Source organism: Sphingobacterium thalpophilum (assembly GCF_901482695.1).
In the GTDB taxonomy this organism is placed as follows: domain Bacteria; phylum Bacteroidota; class Bacteroidia; order Sphingobacteriales; family Sphingobacteriaceae; genus Sphingobacterium; species Sphingobacterium thalpophilum.
Window position 1 is genome coordinate 2051496 of record NZ_LR590484.1, and the last position, 19382, is coordinate 2070877.

Below are 19382 nucleotides of genomic sequence, written 5' to 3' on the forward strand. Positions count from 1 at the left end.
ATGATAGCAAAGGAAACTATTATAAATAAATTTAAAAGCTTATATCAGGACGAACCTATAGTGGTTACCTCCCCGGGGCGTATTAATATCATCGGTGAGCATACCGACTACAATGATGGGTTCGTGCTGCCGGCCGCCATCGATAAGGCTATCTACGTCGCTGTAAGCAAGCGTGGCGACGACCTGATTTCATTATATGCTGAAGACTATAGGGAAAGCCATGAAGTTAGACTGAGCGACATTGCCATTTCTGAGAAGCACTGGCCCAATTATATCCTTGGTGTTGTGGATCAGTACCAAAAGCGAGGCGCGACGCTAGGTGGATTTAACCTCTATATCGATGGAGATGTGCCTTTGGGTGCAGGATTGTCCTCTTCAGCAGCCGTTGAGTGTGCCGTTACTTTGGCGCTCAGCGAACTCTTTGATCTGAATGTAGAACGGCTTGACATTCCCCAAATTGCGCAAAAAGCCGAACATACGTATGCCGGTGTGATGTGCGGAATTATGGACCAGTTTGCGTCCGCTTTTGGTAAAGAGAAGAATGTCATCAAGCTGGATTGCCGTACATTGGGATTTGAATATGTTCCGCTCGACCTGAAGGGATATGAAGTCGTCTTGTTGAATACCAATGTAAAACATTCATTGGCCTCTACCGCATACAATAAGCGCCGTGAGCAGTGCGAACAGGCTTCGGCATGGGTACGTGAGGAGTATCCAGAAGTTAAAAATTTACGGGATGTGACGATTGATATGCTTGATCGCCTGGTCAAGGAGAAAGATAAAGATATCTATGCCAAAGCGAGTTTTGTCGTTCTTGAGAATGAGCGGGTAGAGAAATCCTGTGAAGCTTTACGTGCGGGCGATATCAAACAGCTTGGCCAGTATATTTTTCAGAGTCACGAAGGTTTAAGCAAGGTCTATGAAGTCAGCTGCCCCGAGCTGGATTATCTGGTTGATTACGTTAGGCAGTTCCCTGAAGTGATCGGCGCCCGGATGATGGGGGGTGGCTTCGGTGGATGTACCATCAATATTGTGAAAGAAGGTGCTTTAGCTTCAATTTTGCCCGCTTTGGAACAGGAATATAGACAAAAGTTTGATAAAGAACTCGCGGTCATTCAGGTGAACATAGCTGATGGTACCCGATTGATTTAGGCTAAAAGGTCTTTCTTAAACGTAATAATTTATCGTGCCCTCAAAGCCGGGACTATTGAGGGCATGATCATACTTGTGCTGTTAATGGAGTTTCTCCAGCCCCTGTTTCAGGTCGTCGATGAGATCTTCAATATTTTCTATACCAACCGAGATACGCAGCATGCCGAGCGAAATGCCCGAAGCTTCTTTCTGTTCCTTGGTATGATGTCCACCCCACATGCTTGCGGGATGTACAATAAGCGATTCAACACCCCCTAGACTAGCGGCATTGATAAATATCTGCAGGTTGTTGATGAGGGTCTGGGCATTCTTGAACGCTTTGTCTTCGTCGGTGCCTGCAACCTCGAGGCAAATCATCCCTGAGAAGCCGCTCATCTGGCTTTTCGCCAGGTTATGCTGTGGATGGTTAGGCAAACCCGGGTAGCTGACCGTTCTGATTTTAGGATGCTGATCCAAAAACTGGGCCAGCTGTAGCGCATTGGCGTTGATCTGCTTCACCCGAAGGCTTAATGTTTTTAGCCCCCGAAGCAGCAGCCAGGAATCCAGCGGAGCCAGCGATGCTCCCAAGGCTACCGAACGTTTCCACACCCTGGCAATGTATTCTTGATTTCCGCAGACAATGCCCGCTGTTAAATCGCTATGCCCACCAAGATATTTCGTAGCACTATGAATGATGATATCAATTCCAAAATCTGTTGGCGTTTGATTGATCGGCGACGCAAAAGTATTATCAACCATGCTCAGAATACCCCGCTGTTTGGCCAGCTGTCCGATAGCTTTCAGGTCGGTGATGTTCAGGTTGGGATTGGACGGGGTCTCCACATAGATCAGTTTTGTGTTGGCTTGAATGGCCTGTTCAAAGGCCTTATTGTCTGTCTGATCCACGGCTGTGACCGTAATACCGTAATCCGCCAAAAATTCTTTAAAGAAAATAGCTGTGCCTGAATAATGTGCATGTTGAGCAACAATATGGTCACCTGACTTTACGATCGCCAATATGGCTGTGCTGATTGCAGCCATTCCTGTGGCAAAGACCAGTGCATCTTCTGTTTTCTCCAACTTGGCTATAATAGCGGCTACCTGGCTATTCGTGGGATTACCATGACGGTGATAAAAATAGGGATGCTTCGGTTCAGTCGCAGCTCTGGTATATTCCGTTGGGTCAGGATCCGCAATGTACGTCGACGTTTGGTAGATCGGGCTGGTCACTGCCGGAGTGGTATTGAACTGTTGTCCCTCGTGAATGAGTATCGTTTCGGTATTGCTTGCCATGCTTGTTGTGATTGTAAAGCCAAATATAAATAAAATCTACTTATTGTGTAGATTTTATTAGTTCAAAACATTGGACGTATCCTGTTATAGCATTTCTTTTAGGAGGTGTAAGGCGTAGCTGATGGTATTGACGTTGCTCAAAGCAAGCCGGAGCTGCCCTTTTACTTCTTTTAGATTGCTGATTTCGGGATGATGCTGTACAAAAGACAATACACGGCCAAACTGGTCAGATTCGAAATAGCTGGATTTCGGATTGTTGACAAAATATCCTTTGAGCGTATGTTTTTTATAAGATATTTTTTCGAAACCGATTGTTTTTCCGAACCATTGTAAGCGCAGTGTATTGAACAGCTCAAACACTTCGTGTGGAATCGGGCCAAAACGGTCTTCGAGTTCTTTTTCGAATGCGGCCAGCTGCTGTTCGTTTTCCAGTTTGGACAGTTCGGTATAGAGATTGTAACGTTCTGTAATATTGGTGACATACTCGTCCGGGATCAGCACTTCCAGATCAGTGTCAATCTGGGTGAATGATACATATTTACGTTCTTTTTCGTCCGCGAATACCTCCGAAAATTCATCTTCCTTTAGTTCCTGGATCGCTTCATCCAGAATCTTGTGGTACATTTCAAAACCAATTTCAGCAATAAATCCCGATTGTTCACCGCCTAATAGATTGCCTGAACCTCGGATATCCAGATCACGCATGGCAACATTAAAGCCCGACCCTAGTTCGGAGAATTCCTCTATGGCCGACAGACGTTTATAAGCCTCTGGCGTTAATGTGGACAGTGGTGGACTCAATAGGTAACAGAATGCCTTCTTATTGGACCTGCCTACACGTCCCCGCATCTGGTGCAGATCACTCAAACCAAACATGTGGGCATGGTTGATGATAATCGTATTGGCATTGGGAATGTCGAGCCCGGCTTCGATAATCGTGGTAGCAATCAGTACATCAAACTCATGATTAATGAATTTGAGCATGACATCTTCTAGCTCATCCCCCTCGAGTTGTCCATGGGCGACGCCTACACGTGCGCCGGGTACCAGCTTGCGGATCAGGTTGCCCAGCTGTGGGAGATCGGCTACACGGTTGTGAATGAAAAAGACCTGGCCACCGCGGTCCAGCTCAAAGCTTACGGCCTCGCCGATGAGGGTTTCGTTAAACACATGGAGTTCCGTCTGTACCGGTTGCCGGTTGGGTGGCGGCGTGGATATAATACTGAGGTCGCGGGCGCCCATCAGGGAAAAATGCAGTGTACGTGGAATAGGAGTCGCCGTTAACGTGAGAGAGTCCACATTGGCCCGCATCACCTTCAGCTTTTCTTTGACGGCAACACCGAATTTTTGCTCTTCGTCTATGATCATGAGGCCAAGGTCCTTAAACTTGACGTCCTTACTGACCAGACGATGGGTTCCGATGATGATATCAATTTTTCCTTCCGCAAGACGCGCGAGGGTCTCCTTGATCTGCTTCGAAGTTTTAAAGCGATTGATGTAATCAATATTACATGGCAGACCTTTTAAGCGCTCGGTAAATGTGCGATAATGCTGCAGCGCCAAAATCGTTGTAGGAACCAGTACAGCCACCTGCTTGCTATCTGCTACAGCTTTAAATGCTGCACGGATGGCCACTTCGGTCTTTCCAAAGCCCACGTCTCCGCAGATCAGGCGATCCATGGGGTGGGGCGACTCCATGTCCTTTTTAACATCGGCAGTAGCCTTTTCCTGATCGGGCGTATCCTCGTAGATGAACGATGCTTCCAGCTCATTCTGTAGGTAGCTGTCGGGCGAAAAAGCATTGCCATGCTGTGCCTTTCGTTTGGCATACAGCATGATAAGGTCGCGTGCAATATCTTTGACCTTTTTCTTGGTTGTTTTCTTGAGTTTGTCCCAGGCGTCAGTTCCCAGTTTGTTCATCTTAGGCACTGTGCCCTCTTTCCCAGAATATTTGGAAATGCGGTTCAGTGAGTTGATATTAACGTAAAGTAGGTCATTGTCTGCGTAGATGAGGCGGATCATTTCTTGGGACTTTCCATTGACATCGACCTTTTCCAGACCGCCATAACGGCCTACACCATGATCAATGTGCGTAATAAAGTCGCCCGGCTTTAAATCCCGCAGATCTTTGAGTGTAATGGCCTGCGAACGCTCGTACGCCTTTTTTCGCTTGTATTTATAATAACGGTCAAAGATCTGATGATCCGTGTAGCAGGCTAACTTTAGACTGTCATCCCTAAATCCTTCCCGCAAAGCTTTGTGTACAGCAACAAACGTTGCCGTTTTGTCCAGGTCTTCCAGAATAGTATAAATGCGCTCAATCTGCTTTGTGGAATCCGAAAATATCAGATTCTGCATGTGTTGCTTCTCATTTTCCTTAAAGTTGTGGATCAGCAGATTGAAGTCTTTGTTAAACGAAGGTTGTGGGTGGATATCAAAACGCAGGCTGTCCGAAGCTTTATAGAAAAACTGCTTTCCGAACTCGACGATGGGAAAACCAAAAAGCAGGGCGTTCAGGTTTTTCTCGTCAGTAAATTCGTAGTCAGGATTGTGCCACTCGGGATTTTCCTTTTTCTGTTTATCCGTTAGGCCCTGCCATAGCTGCTTAGCTTTCTTTAATCCGTCCTTGACAACATCTAGTGTAAACTGTGCGTCTTTGATCCAGATCGAAGCATCTTGATCGATATATTCCAATAGCGAAATATGTTGTGATGTAAGGAATTTAGCCTGTACATTTGGTACGATAGTGACTTTATGGATTTTACTGACCGAAAGCTGGGATTCGATATTAAAAGTACGTATGCTTTCAATATCATCTCCAAAAAATTCAATACGGTAGGGGAGATCATTCGAAAAGGAGAAGATATCCACGATACCGCCCCGTATCGCAAATTGGCCGGGCTCGTAAACAAAATCCACACGGTCAAAATCATACTCGATTAAAAACTCATTGATAAAATCGATGCTTAAGGCTGTATTTTCTGTGATTTCGAGCGTGTTTTTTTCGAGGTCGGTCCGGTTGATCACTTTCTCGGCGATCGCTTCGGGATAGGTTACTACCATCTTTGGAAGTTCAGAGGTATGGTTGAGTGAACTCAACGTCTCGGCACGCTGAAGCACATTGGCCGCATCCGTTTGCGTGAAATCAAAAGCCTTCCGATAGGATGACGGAAAAAACAGTACCTGCTTGTCCAGCAGACTTTCCAGGTCGCTCAGAAAGTAAGAAGCATCTTCATGTGTTGGTAAGATAAAGACCATTGGGCGTTCCTGAAGTTTATAAGAGGAAACAGCGACAAATGCATCCGAAGAGCCGATCAGGCCTTTCAGCTGGATCTTTGCGTTTTTGGAGTGCATGGCTTTGGTAAGCGATTGGACAGATTCGCTTTGTATATATTTTTCTAGTATTTCTTGAATTCCCACGGGCAAAAATTTCGAATAATTGCGAATTTAATTAAATACTCTTAAGTATGAGGTATGAAGTGCTAAGTTTTTTGGTAAAAATTGGGGTCAGTAGCATCCGGTGAGATTGAACAGCTAAAAACCTATCGCAGCGCAGGAATATTTTCCCGAAGGAGTACATGGAGATCAAATGGGATCCTACGCGATTCGCAATATGGGATCCTGTTAAGTTACTTTGTCAGGTAAAAAGTATAGGTAAAGACTAATAAGGCAACTAAAGTGATGATATACATTAATTTATATTGCTCGTAGGCAGTGACGCGGAAAGATCCAATTTTAACACGGTGTCTGCTATTTCTCATGATTAGTTCAGGTCGAGGTCAATTTTCTGTTCACTAATATAGCTTTTTAATGTCGTATTACCAAAAGCATGTAGTGTGTTCTGAAAATCTTCCCGGTAGTCGAACTGAAAATCCTCATGTAGCTTGTTGTATTTGCCAATGGCATGCTTGATCCGCCCCGTGATATATTTATGGAGTTTGTGTGCGGCGGACTGATAGGAGGAGCCAAAAAGGCGCTCATAGTCACTTATGACGCGGCTAAGAATGTAAAACCGGAATTCGGCCTCGCTAGTCTTATCTTTGGTGACTTTTTCATGTTCATTGACCAGCCCGCTGGCCTGCTTGACCAGTTTGCTGAGCGCCACAAAATGGCTATGCTGTGGTGTATTGCCGATCTGTCTAGCGCCGAGATCAAACAACTGTTGCAACTGTTCCCGCAGCTTGACGATGCGTTCTTCCAGGTCGTATTCGTCTTCCAGCAACTGAAAATGTAGCTGTTTGATTAGCATTTTATCTTTGCTGATCAGGCGCACGAGCAATTTGTCCTTCTCTTTTTGCGGAAGTGCCAGTACCGCTTTCTTTAACTCCGGATCTTGATGTAGGGACATGTGATAAAAAATGTGAAATTAACCATTGAGGGCATAAAGATATGCAAGTTAGGGAGGTTAAACCTCCCATTGATAATTAATATAATATTCTAAACTTGATGGTATTTTCAATCTGTTTCAGCTGTTTCAGCAAATCCTTGTCATACTCACCCTGTATATCAGTAACGGCATAACCGATATCTCCTTTTGTCATGAGGAACTGTGCGACAATATTGATATTATTTTGTGCGTACACTTTGTTGATCTGTGCCATTATCCCCGGTACGTTTTTATGAATATGCAGCAGCCGCGTCACCTGTTTTACTTTGGGGAGGATTAAGTTCGGAAAGTTGCGGCTCAGATAAGTATCGCCATTATTGATAAATTCGGCCATCCGACGTGGAATAAATTCCGAATTTTTCTTTTTCCCCTTTTTGTCGTCAAATACAACAATGCCCTTTGCATTACAGATATCTTTATTGATATGACCTTTAATATCGCCCAGATAGCCAATAGTCTTCAGCTTATCTGCTTGCTGTAGCTGTTCATCCGTAATATCAATATGATCACCCAGCAACAGCATGCCGACATCCTTCACATATTTTTCTTCAAAGGTATCTTTGGTACGGATGGAAAAGCCATCTCTTTTTAATATATGGGCAGCGATCTCGGGTACATTACCAACAATTAGACAAAGAATCCGGTTCTTTGGATACGAAATAGCACGGGGAAGGTCATTTACATATAAAAACTCGTCGAAACTGGGGGTGATAAAATCGGCTTTCTCCGTTACACTCTTTCGTTGGATATTTTCAGTAAATGCAAAGAATTTTTCAATCAGTCCCGATTCCTTCAGCTGAAAATCAGAATAGCCATCACCGATACCAAAAAGGCGCCCCTGGATATTGAGCTGTTTCAGAAGCTGCACTTTACCCCCCTCATTGGATAGTGGGTTTTCTTCGTCAAATCCGATGATATTGCCTTCCTCATCAAACTTAAATGTGTTGGCATAGATATTCTCCTTCTTGATATGATAGGGCGTCACCACAGGTGTGATAAACTCCTTAAAGCCTCCCGAAACGATCCAGGCAGTATCCGAATGTTTTTTGAAGAATTCGCGATTGCGCGAAAAAGAAGTCGAAACCTTTTTCTTGAGGTGAGAGACGAGCTTATCCAGATGAGTTCTGTTGGCATTCAGAAGTTTCACACGACCGGCCAGTGCTTCCCGGAAAGAAAGTTTCCCTTCCATAGCCAGATTGGTGTATCTTTCAATCTCGCTATAGATGGATTCACGGTCCGGATGGTTTTCAAGTGAAATTCTAGCGAGTTCATCAAGCGCTTCCACTTGTGTAAACGTACTATCAAAATCAATGATGTAATAGTTTTTCATCAGAATAATTTGTTTTGGTGATGACGCTATCAGGAGCTTGGATCCATCGTTGCGGATGGACAGCTGCTCATGATCGGTCCAGGGTTTGGTTGTTACTCTATTATCGTTTTACTGTTTGTTATACAAATTTGCAATTTCTTTTAATGTCTGTTCCAGAGGCCGATACCGATGGTTCAACAACGATTGGATTTTCGCATTGGAATACTGCAGCTGAGCACTTGACGCCGCAGCAGTTTCTTTGGTTAGCGAAGAATCCGATTTCCTGAAGATGGACAGCACAGATGACAAAGCCGAAGCAATCTGAAGCATCGTCTCCGAAACTTCTATCCGCGGTTGAGGCTTGTTCATAAGCACACTGGCGACGCTAAGTAAGTCCTTATTGGCAATATTGACATGGTTGATAATATACCGCTCGGCCGTGATTTCCTCTTTTTCCATTAACTGGATCATGATGGCCGCCACATCTTCGACATCGACTATACCCACGCTTCCTTTCGGATAAAATTTCAGTCCTTTGTTGATCATGGAAAATATGGCCCCCGATCCTTTGTCTTTGGCTGCAGCTCCAAGAATGACGGAGGGATTCACGATAACGCCATCCAGGCCCTCCGTAATGCCCCGCCAGACTTCCATTTCTGCCTGATACTTAGAAAGCGAATAATTTGATGTTGTCGGACTATGTTCCCAATGGTCGTTTTCAGAAATGGGGCGATTATACTTGCTGCTGCCAAGAGCTGCAATAGAACTGACATGAAGCAACCGGATGCCTTTTTGCAGACAGAGATTCACCAGATTGGCGGTTCCCTCTACATTGACCTTAAAAAGAGCTTTAGCGTCTTTTTTCTGATAGGAGACCAACGCAGCGCAATGGTATACTTTGGTTACACCTTCCAGAGCATCTTCCAGCTCAAAGTAATTGTTGATATCTGCATCCACCCATTGGATCAAGGAAGACGATAGCAGCGCCTCCGGAATAGTCGATTGAGCTCTTTTGATGGCAATGACGTCGATTCCGCGGTCTATCAGTTGTTTAATTAAGGTAGACCCTAAAAAACCAGTTCCTCCAGTTATTAATATCACCTGATAAAGATACTGTTAAAAATAATGTTTTCAAAAGTTAGTTAATAAATGGATATTTGTGTCAGGTGTTCCTGAAAAAATAAGAAGTTAACAAACCAGTGCTTATGTCATCATTGTCCGTATTCTTTAGTCCGATTTCGATAGCCCATATTTCTCCCGAACATGGTTTTTTGAATTCCCAGCTTGGAAATGTCATTCAGGCTTATGAGGAGACTTTTCCTGTATGGGAGGAAAATGAACCGCCTCACCTGGCTATCGTTGGTGTCGAGGAAGACCGGGCATCTGTGAATAACAATGGGGCGCACAGGGCTCCGGATGCGGTAAGAAAGCACCTTTACAACCTCTATCAGGGGGATTACAAGTTGAATATTGTCGATCTGGGCAATATCAAAGCAGGCAATACCATTCAGGATACTTATGTCGCGCTGAAATCCGTGGTCGAGGAATTGGTGAAGGCCAATATTCTGCCCATTATCATCGGCGGAGGTCAGGATCTGACCTATGCACAGTATCTCGGTTATCAAAATCTCGAGCGTAAGATCGAGTTGGCTATTATAGATGCCCGTTTTGATCTCAATCAGGAACAAGTCGAAAATGTAGCACTGAATTCACGGTCCTATGTGAACCACATTATCCTGCATCAGCCGGATTATTTATTCAACCTCAATGCGATTGCTTATCAGACCTATCTGGTCAGTAAGGAATCGATCAGTATGTATGATAAGCTGTTTTTTAATGCGACCAGGGTTGGCCTTATTGCGGGCAAAATGGATCAGTCGGAACCGTTGATCCGTGCCGCAGATATGATCAGCTTTGACATTGGCGCTATCCGTGCTTCTGAAGCTCCCGGAAATGCCAATGCGATTCCCAATGGCCTGTATGGCGATGAGGCCTGCCAGCTTGCTCGTTATGCAGGGATGTCGGATAAGTGTACTTCGATCGGTTTTTATGAACTGAATCCCACATTTGATCCGATGGAACAGACGGCCATGCTGGTGTCACAAATGATCTGGTGTTTCATTGATGGTTATTACAACCGCAAACACGACACACCACTATATCCCAAGTCCTCGTATATTATCTACCGCACGACGCTCGAAAACGAGGAGCACGAGCTGGTGTTTGTGAAAAGCAAAAAATCTGACCGCTGGTGGATGCAGGTGCCATATTTTGGTTCTAAGTCGGTGAACGAACGTTACTATCTCGTGCCGTGCCGCTACGAAGACTACCAGTTGGCAGTCTCGGGAGAGATGCCTGATCTGTGGTGGAAGACCCATCAGAAGTTGCAATAAGCAACGGCTTACTTGTTCATTTTAAATTCAAATCAATGGAAATATTTTTCTTCGCCGGAATAGTACTCTTACTGGTCATTTTAATCATATTGGTACTGAGAAGAAATAATGCCATCCCCATGGATGGCGGGCAACAGAAAGAGCTGGAGACACTCCGAATCGAATTGGCGCGTTCACAGCAACGTGAACAAAGTCTCCTGGAGGAACGTGTGCTGCTGAGAAATGAGCTCGACAAAGAACGTGAAAGTCTCCTGGTGGCGGAGCGCTCCTTGGAGAGTACGCGTTCTTTCTATGAGGCACAGCTGAACAAGTTTCAGGAACAGAAGGCTGAAATCGCAGAGATTAAAAGACAATTTAACACCGAGTTTCAGGTGATTGCCAATAAAATACTGGAAGAGAAAACCCAAAAGTTTACAGAGACCAACCACCGTTCACTTGGACTTATCCTCGATCCTTTAAAGGAGAAGATTAAGTTATTTGAAGAGAAGGTTGAAAAAAATTATAATCAGGAAGCGGCCGAACGAAATTCATTGAAAGGTGTTGTGCTGCAACTCGTGGAGCAGAGTCTCAAGATCAAAGACGAAGCCAATAGCCTGACGAAAGCGTTAAAGGGAGACAGCAAAAAGCAGGGCAACTGGGGCGAAGTGATCCTGGAACGGGTGTTGGAGCGTTCGGGGCTCGTTAAGGACCGCGAATTCCGCCTACAAGTTTCTTTGATGGATGCTGAAGGCCGGAGGATGCAGCCTGACGCGATTATCGATCTCCCGGAAAATAAACATCTGATTGTGGACTCTAAAGTGTCTTTGATCGCTTACGAGCGCTGGGTAAACGCCGACACGGACGAAGACCGTGCCATATTTGCCAAACAGCATGTGCAGTCTGTCGAAAATCATGTTAAAGAACTTTCTGCCAAAAATTACCATGAGCTATATGGCATCGAATCACCGGAATTCGTGTTGTTGTTCATGCCCATCGAATCGGCTTTGAGTATGTCGGTCGCCGAAAAACCGGATCTGTTTAGCGATGCATGGGACCGGAAGGTCGTGATTGTGAGTCCCTCTACCTTGCTGGCCACATTACGTACCATTGCGAGTATCTGGAAACAAGAACGTCAAACACGCAATGTGATCGAAATCGCGAAAGAAGCAGGAAGTCTATATGACAAGTTTGTCAGTTTTCTGGCCGATATGGAACAGGTACAAAACCAGCTGGAACGTGCCCTGAAAAGCCATGAGGACGCCACCAAAAAACTGTCCACCGGCGCGGGAAATGTCATTGGCAAAGTGGAAAAACTCAAGCGATTGGGCGCCAAGGCCAGTAAACAGATAGATGCCAAATTTTTAGAGGAGGAGTGAAAGATCACAGCTCTTTCATCCGCCGGTTGATCGATACATCCACATAGGTATCTTTCAGTCGGTCCACAGCGTCTTTCTCCACGCTGAGTTTGGTATCCGACTCGTAATCATGTAGCTGTCTGAGGTTTTGGATCTCGTTGTCATAAGGGTCCCGTCCAGCCAGCAGTTTTACGATGACCGGCAGGCATTCCAAAAAGACAAACAGTAAGGCGATAAAAAAGACAGCATTTGCATTGGACTCGTTCACTTTTCCGTTAGCGTCATATTTTAGATTGCCCAGGGCAGCATTGCGGTCGGCAAAGCCGGCAACATTGACTGCGCTGTCAAGTGATGTATTGGACAGCACTTTTTGGTCAAGGATACCCTCGAATTGCTGCTTCTGCCGAATGGTACTCTGCTGAGCCATTATTTTATTCCGCAAGGTATCCAGGTAGGCCTCTTTTTTCTTCAGTTCGTCGGCCTTCATTTTGGCGTAAGGTCCATATCCCATTACGCCGGATGTTTCTGTGGTTTTATTTCCAAATATCTCGTAGTTCAGCTTGGTACGGTCAGTTTTGATACTGGATTCCAGAGAATCCCGTTCAACCATCGTCGCTTTTAGCTGGCTGACCTCGTTAGCGTATTTTTTATTGAATGTGCTGTTCAGCGTATCTATTTTGGCCCGTTGATCCGCGAGGTAACGTACCCGGAGGTTTTCACGGATTTCTTTGTCGAAAATCTTGAGCTCCAGCGGCCGGGAGATCACCAGACCGATCAAGATCGCCAATAGGATACGCGGCAGTGCCTGTAAAAGCTGCATCCAGCCACTTTTGGATTTATTGATGCTTAAGACAATGTAGCGGTCCATATTGAATATCGCCAAACCCCAGATCACGCCAAATACAATAGCCAGTAGCCAGTCCAATGTCCCTCCGCTGAATACAAAATACATAGCGTATCCGCCTGAAAGGCTGGCAAATAAGCCGGTAAAAAAGATCGTTGCACCGATGGCTGTGTATTTGCTATGCTCTTCAGGATACTTTTCAAGTGTTTCTTGATGCACCCCCGCACATCGCCAAAAGAAACGGTTAATAGCGCTCATTAAAATATTTTTACTCAAATTGACAGATATTTTTTACAAGATTTATGAATAAGTTTTTGTTTTACAATAGGATGACGATTGTACGCATACCATCAACTGTCCTTCCTCTGCTAGTGTATTTGCCTAATTTTATTATCTTTGGAAAAAAATCAGGAATAATCAGACAATATGAAGAAAAGACAACTTTTGCCATTTTTAATGATAGTGGCAACTGCAATTGTTGGTTGTGAGGAGAAAAAGATAATGACAGATAATCCTCTTTTATTAGCCTATGACACGCCGTTTAATGTTCCACCATTTGACAAGATCAAAAACGAGCATTTTAGGCCCGCCTTTGAAGAGGCTATAAAAGTACATAATTTGGAGATAGACTCGATCGTCAATAATTCGGAAAAACCGAATTTTCAAAATACCATTGTGGCATTGGAAAATGCAGGAAGCCTATTGAACAATGTATCTACTGTATTTTACAATTTGAACAGTGCTAACACAAACGATAGTATTCAGGCTATAGCAAAAGATCTGGCTCCGATACTTTCGAGCCATTCCGACGAAATCTCGATGAATGCGAAGTTGTTCGATAAGATCAAAGAAATTTGGAATAACCGCAATAGCCTCGGTCTGGATGCCGAAGATACTAAGCTTCTGGAAGAGACTTACAAGAGTTTTGTGCGTTCCGGTGCCAATCTAAAAGAAGCGGATAAAGAAAAAATGAAAAAGATCAATGCCGAACTTTCGACATTGACAACGCAATTTGGTCAGAATTTATTGGCCGAAACCAATGCCTATGAGCTTGTAGTCGACTCTGCAAGCCAGTTGGAGGGCCTGCCAGAATCGTTAAAAACAGCAGCAGCTGAGGAAGCGACCGCAAAAGGCAAAAAAGACAAATGGGTCTTTACATTGCAGAATCCGTCGATCATGCCGTTCTTGCAGTATGCTAAAAACCGCGAATTAAGAAAACAGATCTGGGATGCTTACCAGATGCGCGGCAATCACGACAATACCAGTGATAACAAGGAAATCATCCAGAAGATTGTGAACCTGCGTCTTCAGAAAGCCAAGTTGCTTGGCTATGCATCACATGCCAACTATGTTCTGGAAGAATCAATGGCCAAGACACCGGAAAATGTGTATGCGCTTCTAAATAAGCTCTGGGCGCCAGCATTGGCAAAAGCAAAAGGTGAGGAAGCAGATATTGCCAAGGAGATCAAGGCCGAAGGCGGAGACTTTGCTGTAGCACCTTACGACTGGAGATACTACACGGAGATTATTCGTAAAAAACGTTTTGCACTTGATGAAGATGAGATCAAACCTTACCTGAGCCTGCCGGCGGTCCGTGAAGGCGCCTTTGCTGTAGCGAACAAACTGTATGGATTGACGTTTGTCGCACTCAACAATGTGCCTACTTATCACGAAGAAGTGGAAGTGTATGAGGTTAAGGACAAGGATGGTTCACATCTAGGACTGCTGTATGCAGATTTTTTCCCACGTGAGTCTAAGCGTGGTGGTGCATGGATGACATCATACCGTGATCAGTCTACTAAAGACGGCAAACGGGTAGCTCCGGTTATTTCCATCGTGTGTAACTTTACGAAACCTGTAGGAAAAAATCCGGCTTTATTGACCTTTGATGAGGCAACGACCTTATTCCATGAATTTGGACATGCCTTGCATGGCCTGCTCTCCAATGTCAGATACCGCTCTATGGCGGGAACGTCGGTTCCACGTGACTTTGTGGAACTGCCTTCTCAGATCATGGAAAACTGGGCAGCGGATCCGGAAGTGTTAAAGACTTATGCCAAACATTACAAAACCAAAGAGGCAATGCCGGACTCGTTGATCCAAAAAATGGAAAAAGCCGGAACTTTTGATCAGGGATTTGCAACCGTGGAATATCTCGCAGCTTCGTTGTTGGATATGAACTACCATGCCACTACCAAGGAAATCTCTAAAGATATCAACAGTTTTGAAAAAGGAGCAATGAAAAAGATAGGACTGATAGAAGCGATTATTCCCCGCTATAGAAGTACCTATTTCCAACACATTTTTAACAGTGGATATTCAGCTGGCTATTATGCATATATCTGGTCCGAAGTACTCGACTCGGATGCTTTCGCAGCTTTCAAAGAAAAATCCTTATACGACCAGCCGACCGCCGATTCCTTCAGAAAGAATATTCTTCAAAAAGGGGGCACAGACGATCCGGCTAAAATGTATCGAACATTTAGAGGTGCCGATCCGGATCCAAAATATTTATTGAAAAAGCGCGGGCTCAATTAATCGGATACCGCGTAAAAAGGGAGATATGAAAATATCTCCCTTTTTTTTATATAAATACTTGCAATTCTAAAAACAATGCTTACATTTGAATATTATTTATAATGAGTCTAAATAAATACTGGTAAAGCATGTGTGATACAAAAGTTCTGAGCCAACGCGGCGATACCCATATCAGTGTCTGCCATAAGTGCAAGACATATTATATCTGGCAGCAAAGTTTTGTGCTGACATTTACACCGGGTAAGTTTGCCGACTTTCTGAGCATCATAAAAAGTAATGGCGATGAACTTTTTTTTAGTTCGTTTCCAGACGGCGAATTTCGGTTGATCATGAAAACACCTTATCCGGATATTGTATTTTCGTTTAACGAAGAGCAATGGCAGAATTTTAGGGATGCCTTGCAGGAGTCTTATTACATGAACGAATTTTATAGTATGCTGAATAATTAAGATAAAAAGTCCTGTTGCTTCGCTTGTGTTTCATCTCTCTTTCCTTATGCGTTGCCAACAGGCACAAACAAAACCCTCAGCCAAAAGCGTAGCATTGCTTATGGGCTGAGGGTTCTTCCTTTATCCTGTTGATGTATTATTCGCCTATCGCATAGTATTTAAAACCGAGTGCTTCAAGCTGACTGCGGTCCAGAAGTTTACGGCCATCAAACACAAAAGCAGGTTTCTTCATTTGTTCTTTTATAGCTTGCCAGTCATAAACTTTAAATTCGTCCCATTCGGTTAACACGGCGATGGCATGGGCATCGTCACAAGCCTCATAAGGGCTACTAACGACCTTTACCAAGGCTTTGTTTTCTTCGGATGAGCGGGTATTCAGATAATCCAGGTCCGCATAGATTCGTTCGGCTGATACTTTGGGGTCATATACCGTTATCTCCGCCTGTTCGTTGAGTAGGTAGTCGGCCACATAGATCGCCGCTGATTCACGCGTATCGTTGGTGTCTTTTTTAAATGCCCAGCCTAAGAAAGCGATTTTCTTTCCGGATACTGTATTGTACAGCGTTTGTATGATGTTGTCGGCAAAGCGGCGTTTCTGATAATCATTCATGATGATCACCTGGTCCCAGTACTCCGCGACTTCCGTGAGACCGTAGCTACGGGCAATATAAACGAGATTGAGAATATCTTTCTGGAAGCAGGAGCCGCCGAAGCCGACCGAGGCTTTGAGAAATTTGGGGCCGATGCGGGTGTCCATGCCGATGGCTCTGGCCACTTCATCCACATTCGCACCTGTCTTTTCACAGAGAGCGGAGATCGAATTGATCGACGAAACACGTTGGGCCAAAAATGCATTGGCTGTTAATTTGGAAAGCTCAGAGGACCATAGGTTGGTGGTTAGGATTTTGCTCCGGTCTACCCATTGTGCATAGATATCCACCAGTGCGGCAATAGCATCTTTGTTTTCGCCGCCGATAAGTACGCGGTCCGGCTTGATCAGATCCTGTATCGCTGTTCCCTCAGCCAGGAACTCCGGATTAGAAAGAATATGAAAGTTGACACCATTGCCTGTGTTGTCCAGAATACTCTTTAAAGCAGCTGCGGTGCGTACGGGCAATGTGGACTTTTCAACAACGATCTTATCATTTTTGGCGACTGCGGCAATCTGCCGCGCGCACAGCTCAATATATTTTAAATCTGCTGCCATGCCTTTGCCCTTACCGTAATTTTTGGTTGGTGTATTGACAGAAATGAAGATCATGTCAGCTTCATCAATAGCTTTGTTGATATCGGTGGAAAAAAACAGATTTCGATCGCGGGCTTCAGCAACGATTTCCTTCAATCCAGGCTCATAAACAGGTAGGTTGTCCAGATCTTTATCGTTCCAGGCCTCGATGCGGGCTGCATTCATATCAACAATGGTAATCTCAATATGAGGACACTGACTGGCTACAACAGACATGGTGGGGCCTCCTACATAACCAGCACCGATGCAGCATATTTTCTTGATCGTTTTGCTCATTTTGACTAACTTAATCAGCTATAAATTGAACAGCAAATGTAAATATTTCGCGTGATAGTTTTTTGCCGGTCACACTTATTATTTACGCTCTCCTTTTAGAAAATACACGCAATACCTGCGATCTGCTAAAAAATGTATCATATTTATGCTAATTTTACATTAAAAAAGGAACGGTTTGATTAAGCAAGAAGTTATTGACAAGGTACTGGAAACAGTACGGATAGAAGAAGTGGTGGGTGACTTCGTTGATTTAAAGAAACGTGGCACTTCCCTGATCGGAAATTGTCCTTTTCATAATGAGAAAACACCTTCATTTCATGTCTCTGTTTCCAAAGGTATCTATAAGTGCTTTGGTTGCGGCGCAGGTGGAGATTCGCTCAAGTTTGTTATGGAACTGGAGAAGTTCTCCTATCCTGAAGCTATTCGCTATTTAGCGGATAAATATGCGATCCAGATTGAAGAAGTGGAGCGCTCTCCGGCACAACTTGCCGCACAGGATAAAAGGGAAAGCCTTTACGTGCTCAGCGCCTGGGCCGGTAAGTTTTTTGTGGAGCGCCTGTGGAAGACTGAGATGGGACAGGTCATTGGACTCAACTACTTCAAAGAGCGCGGATACCGTGAGGATATCATCAAAAAATTCGAACTCGGTTACTCGCCAGAAGAATGGACTGCCCTGGTGGACAGTGCGCAGGCAGCCGGATTTCATCCGGACTATCTGGTAGCAAGTGGTCTGGCGATCGAACGGGATGATAAGTCGCTCTACGATCGTTTCAGGGGACGCGTCATGTTCCCGATTCATAATCTGACGGGGCGTATTATCGGCTTTGGCGGCCGTACGTTAAAAACCGATAAAAAGGTCGCCAAATATGTCAACTCGCCCGAGAGCGACATCTACCATAAGTCGGATGTGCTCTATGGTCTCAACTTCGCCAAAAAGGCCATCATGGACGAAGACAATTGCTATCTTGTCGAAGGGTACGCCGACGTCCTGTCGGTGCATCAGGCAGGAGTCGAAAATGTGGTGTCTTCGTCGGGTACCTCTCTTACAACAGGCCAGATTAAACTGATCTCCCGCTTCACAAAAAATGTCACCATCCTTTACGATGGAGACGAAGCCGGCATTAAAGCGTCTTTGCGGGGTACAGACATGCTCCTGGAAGAAGGGTTAAATGTGAAAGTCCTGCTCTTCCCTGATGGAAACGACCCCGATTCTTACATTCAGAAATTTGGTGCTGCAGCTTTTAAGGATTATGTCAAATCCCGGCAGCAGGACTTTATCTTTTATAAAACCAGCATCTTGTTGCGCGATGCGAGCAACGATCCCATAAAAAGAGCAGAGGTGATACGTGATGTTGTCGAAAGTATTGCTCTGATACCCGATGAAATCAAGGTTTCGGTCTTTATTCGGGAATGCAGCAGCCTGCTGGACATCGAGGAGCGTATTTTGCTTGCCGAACTCAACAAGATAAGGCTCAATAGAGCAAAGAAAGCGGATAAAGAAGCATCCCGGAAAACGCAGGGGCCACCTGCAGGTGCCGGAATGCCTCCACCTGGTATGGATGGCCCACCACCGGATTTCTTCATGACCGATGAGGAACGAGCAGGAATACCTGCCATGGAATCTGAGAATCAACCCACCCAGCTGACCTCCGAAGTTTTGCAGGAACGTGAGATCGTCCGCATTCTGATCAATTACGGGGATTATCTGGCAACTTGGGAGGGGGACGGTGATATCCCTGTCGCTGGTGTGCTATTGGGCAACATCAATGATATTGAATTTAAAGACAAGGCGGCTGCATATATCTTAAAGGCTTATCGTGATGCCGCCGAAAATTATGAAATTCCGGACCCCAAGCAGTTTTATTCCAATGCTGACGCTGCGGTATCTGAACTCGCGATCAACTGTGTTGCCAGCAAATATTCACTAAGTGAAAACTGGAACGACGACAAACGCAAGATTTACGTCAGCCAGGAGTATGAGCATCTGAAGCAGCTTGTCGTTACCGCGATCTATCGCATCAAAAAGCGGAAGATAGAAGCAGAGATGCACAATATCCGTGAAGAGATGAAACATGAAAAGGATATTGGCAATCTCGAAGTGTTGCTCTTTAAATATCAAAAACTCAAAGAAGCGGAGAAGCTTCTGGGTGGCTTTCTTGGAAATACCATTGTGAAATAAGGG

Annotated in this window: 14 protein-coding genes; 6 read left to right on the forward strand and 8 right to left on the reverse strand. The window is 44.7% G+C overall.

Annotation, left to right across the window (positions count from 1 at the left end; all coding sequences use genetic code 11):
* The gene (gene galK / locus FGL37_RS08835; RefSeq protein WP_028071737.1) at positions 1-1152 is read left to right on the forward strand and encodes a galactokinase; all 1152 of its coding nucleotides are present in this window, start codon (positions 1-3) and stop codon (positions 1150-1152) included.
* An 81-nt stretch (positions 1153-1233) separates the two neighbouring features.
* Here the strand turns inward: galK and FGL37_RS08840 are convergent, their stop codons facing one another.
* The 6 genes from FGL37_RS08840 to FGL37_RS08860 form a co-directional block, all read right to left on the reverse strand.
* Positions 1234-2424: a trans-sulfuration enzyme family protein gene (locus tag FGL37_RS08840; RefSeq protein WP_028071738.1), complete on the reverse strand. Its 1191-nt coding sequence runs from the start codon at positions 2422-2424 to the stop codon at positions 1234-1236.
* Between the two features lie 84 nt (positions 2425-2508).
* The gene (gene mfd / locus FGL37_RS08845; protein WP_028071739.1) at positions 2509-5844 is read right to left on the reverse strand and encodes a transcription-repair coupling factor; all 3336 of its coding nucleotides are present in this window, start codon (positions 5842-5844) and stop codon (positions 2509-2511) included.
* Between the two features lie 209 nt (positions 5845-6053).
* A complete protein-coding gene (locus FGL37_RS25925) occupies positions 6054-6185 on the reverse strand; it encodes a hypothetical protein (RefSeq protein ID WP_262709452.1) in 132 nt (43 codons plus the stop codon).
* A gap of 2 nt (positions 6186-6187) precedes the next feature.
* Positions 6188-6772: a hypothetical protein gene (locus tag FGL37_RS08850; protein WP_028071740.1), complete on the reverse strand. Its 585-nt coding sequence runs from the start codon at positions 6770-6772 to the stop codon at positions 6188-6190.
* Between the two features lie 76 nt (positions 6773-6848).
* A complete protein-coding gene (locus tag FGL37_RS08855) occupies positions 6849-8141 on the reverse strand; it encodes an HAD-IB family phosphatase (RefSeq protein ID WP_028071741.1) in 1293 nt (430 codons plus the stop codon).
* A gap of 108 nt (positions 8142-8249) precedes the next feature.
* A complete protein-coding gene (locus tag FGL37_RS08860; protein WP_028071742.1) occupies positions 8250-9221 on the reverse strand; it encodes an NAD-dependent epimerase/dehydratase family protein in 972 nt (323 codons plus the stop codon).
* 104 nt (positions 9222-9325) lie between these two features.
* Here FGL37_RS08860 and FGL37_RS08865 point away from each other — a divergent pair, with 104 nt between their 5' ends.
* Together FGL37_RS08865 and FGL37_RS08870 are read left to right on the forward strand one after the other, a co-directional pair.
* Complete coding sequence (locus tag FGL37_RS08865) at positions 9326-10513, forward strand: formimidoylglutamase (protein ID WP_037534278.1); 1188 nt, start codon at positions 9326-9328, stop codon at positions 10511-10513.
* Between the two features lie 35 nt (positions 10514-10548).
* Positions 10549-11868: a DNA recombination protein RmuC gene (locus FGL37_RS08870; protein ID WP_028071744.1), complete on the forward strand. Its 1320-nt coding sequence runs from the start codon at positions 10549-10551 to the stop codon at positions 11866-11868.
* A 4-nt stretch (positions 11869-11872) separates the two neighbouring features.
* Here the strand turns inward: FGL37_RS08870 and FGL37_RS08875 are convergent, their stop codons facing one another.
* Complete coding sequence (locus FGL37_RS08875) at positions 11873-12949, reverse strand: DUF4407 domain-containing protein (RefSeq protein ID WP_028071745.1); 1077 nt, start codon at positions 12947-12949, stop codon at positions 11873-11875.
* A 168-nt stretch (positions 12950-13117) separates the two neighbouring features.
* Between FGL37_RS08875 and FGL37_RS08880 the strand changes: the two genes are divergently transcribed.
* Positions 13118-15229 (forward strand): M3 family metallopeptidase, encoded by a 2112-nt coding sequence (locus tag FGL37_RS08880; RefSeq protein ID WP_028071746.1) that lies wholly within the window; start codon positions 13118-13120, stop codon positions 15227-15229.
* Positions 15230-15357: 128 nt separating this feature from the next.
* Positions 15358-15678, forward strand: coding sequence for a hypothetical protein (locus tag FGL37_RS08885; RefSeq protein WP_028071747.1), 321 nt, complete (start codon positions 15358-15360; stop codon positions 15676-15678).
* A gap of 136 nt (positions 15679-15814) precedes the next feature.
* Here the strand turns inward: FGL37_RS08885 and FGL37_RS08890 are convergent, their stop codons facing one another.
* Positions 15815-17200, reverse strand: coding sequence for a nucleotide sugar dehydrogenase (locus tag FGL37_RS08890; protein ID WP_028071748.1), 1386 nt, complete (start codon positions 17198-17200; stop codon positions 15815-15817).
* Between the two features lie 175 nt (positions 17201-17375).
* Here FGL37_RS08890 and dnaG point away from each other — a divergent pair, with 175 nt between their 5' ends.
* Positions 17376-19379: a DNA primase gene (dnaG, locus tag FGL37_RS08895; RefSeq protein ID WP_028071749.1), complete on the forward strand. Its 2004-nt coding sequence runs from the start codon at positions 17376-17378 to the stop codon at positions 19377-19379.
* The last annotated feature ends 3 nt before the right edge of the window (positions 19380-19382 follow it).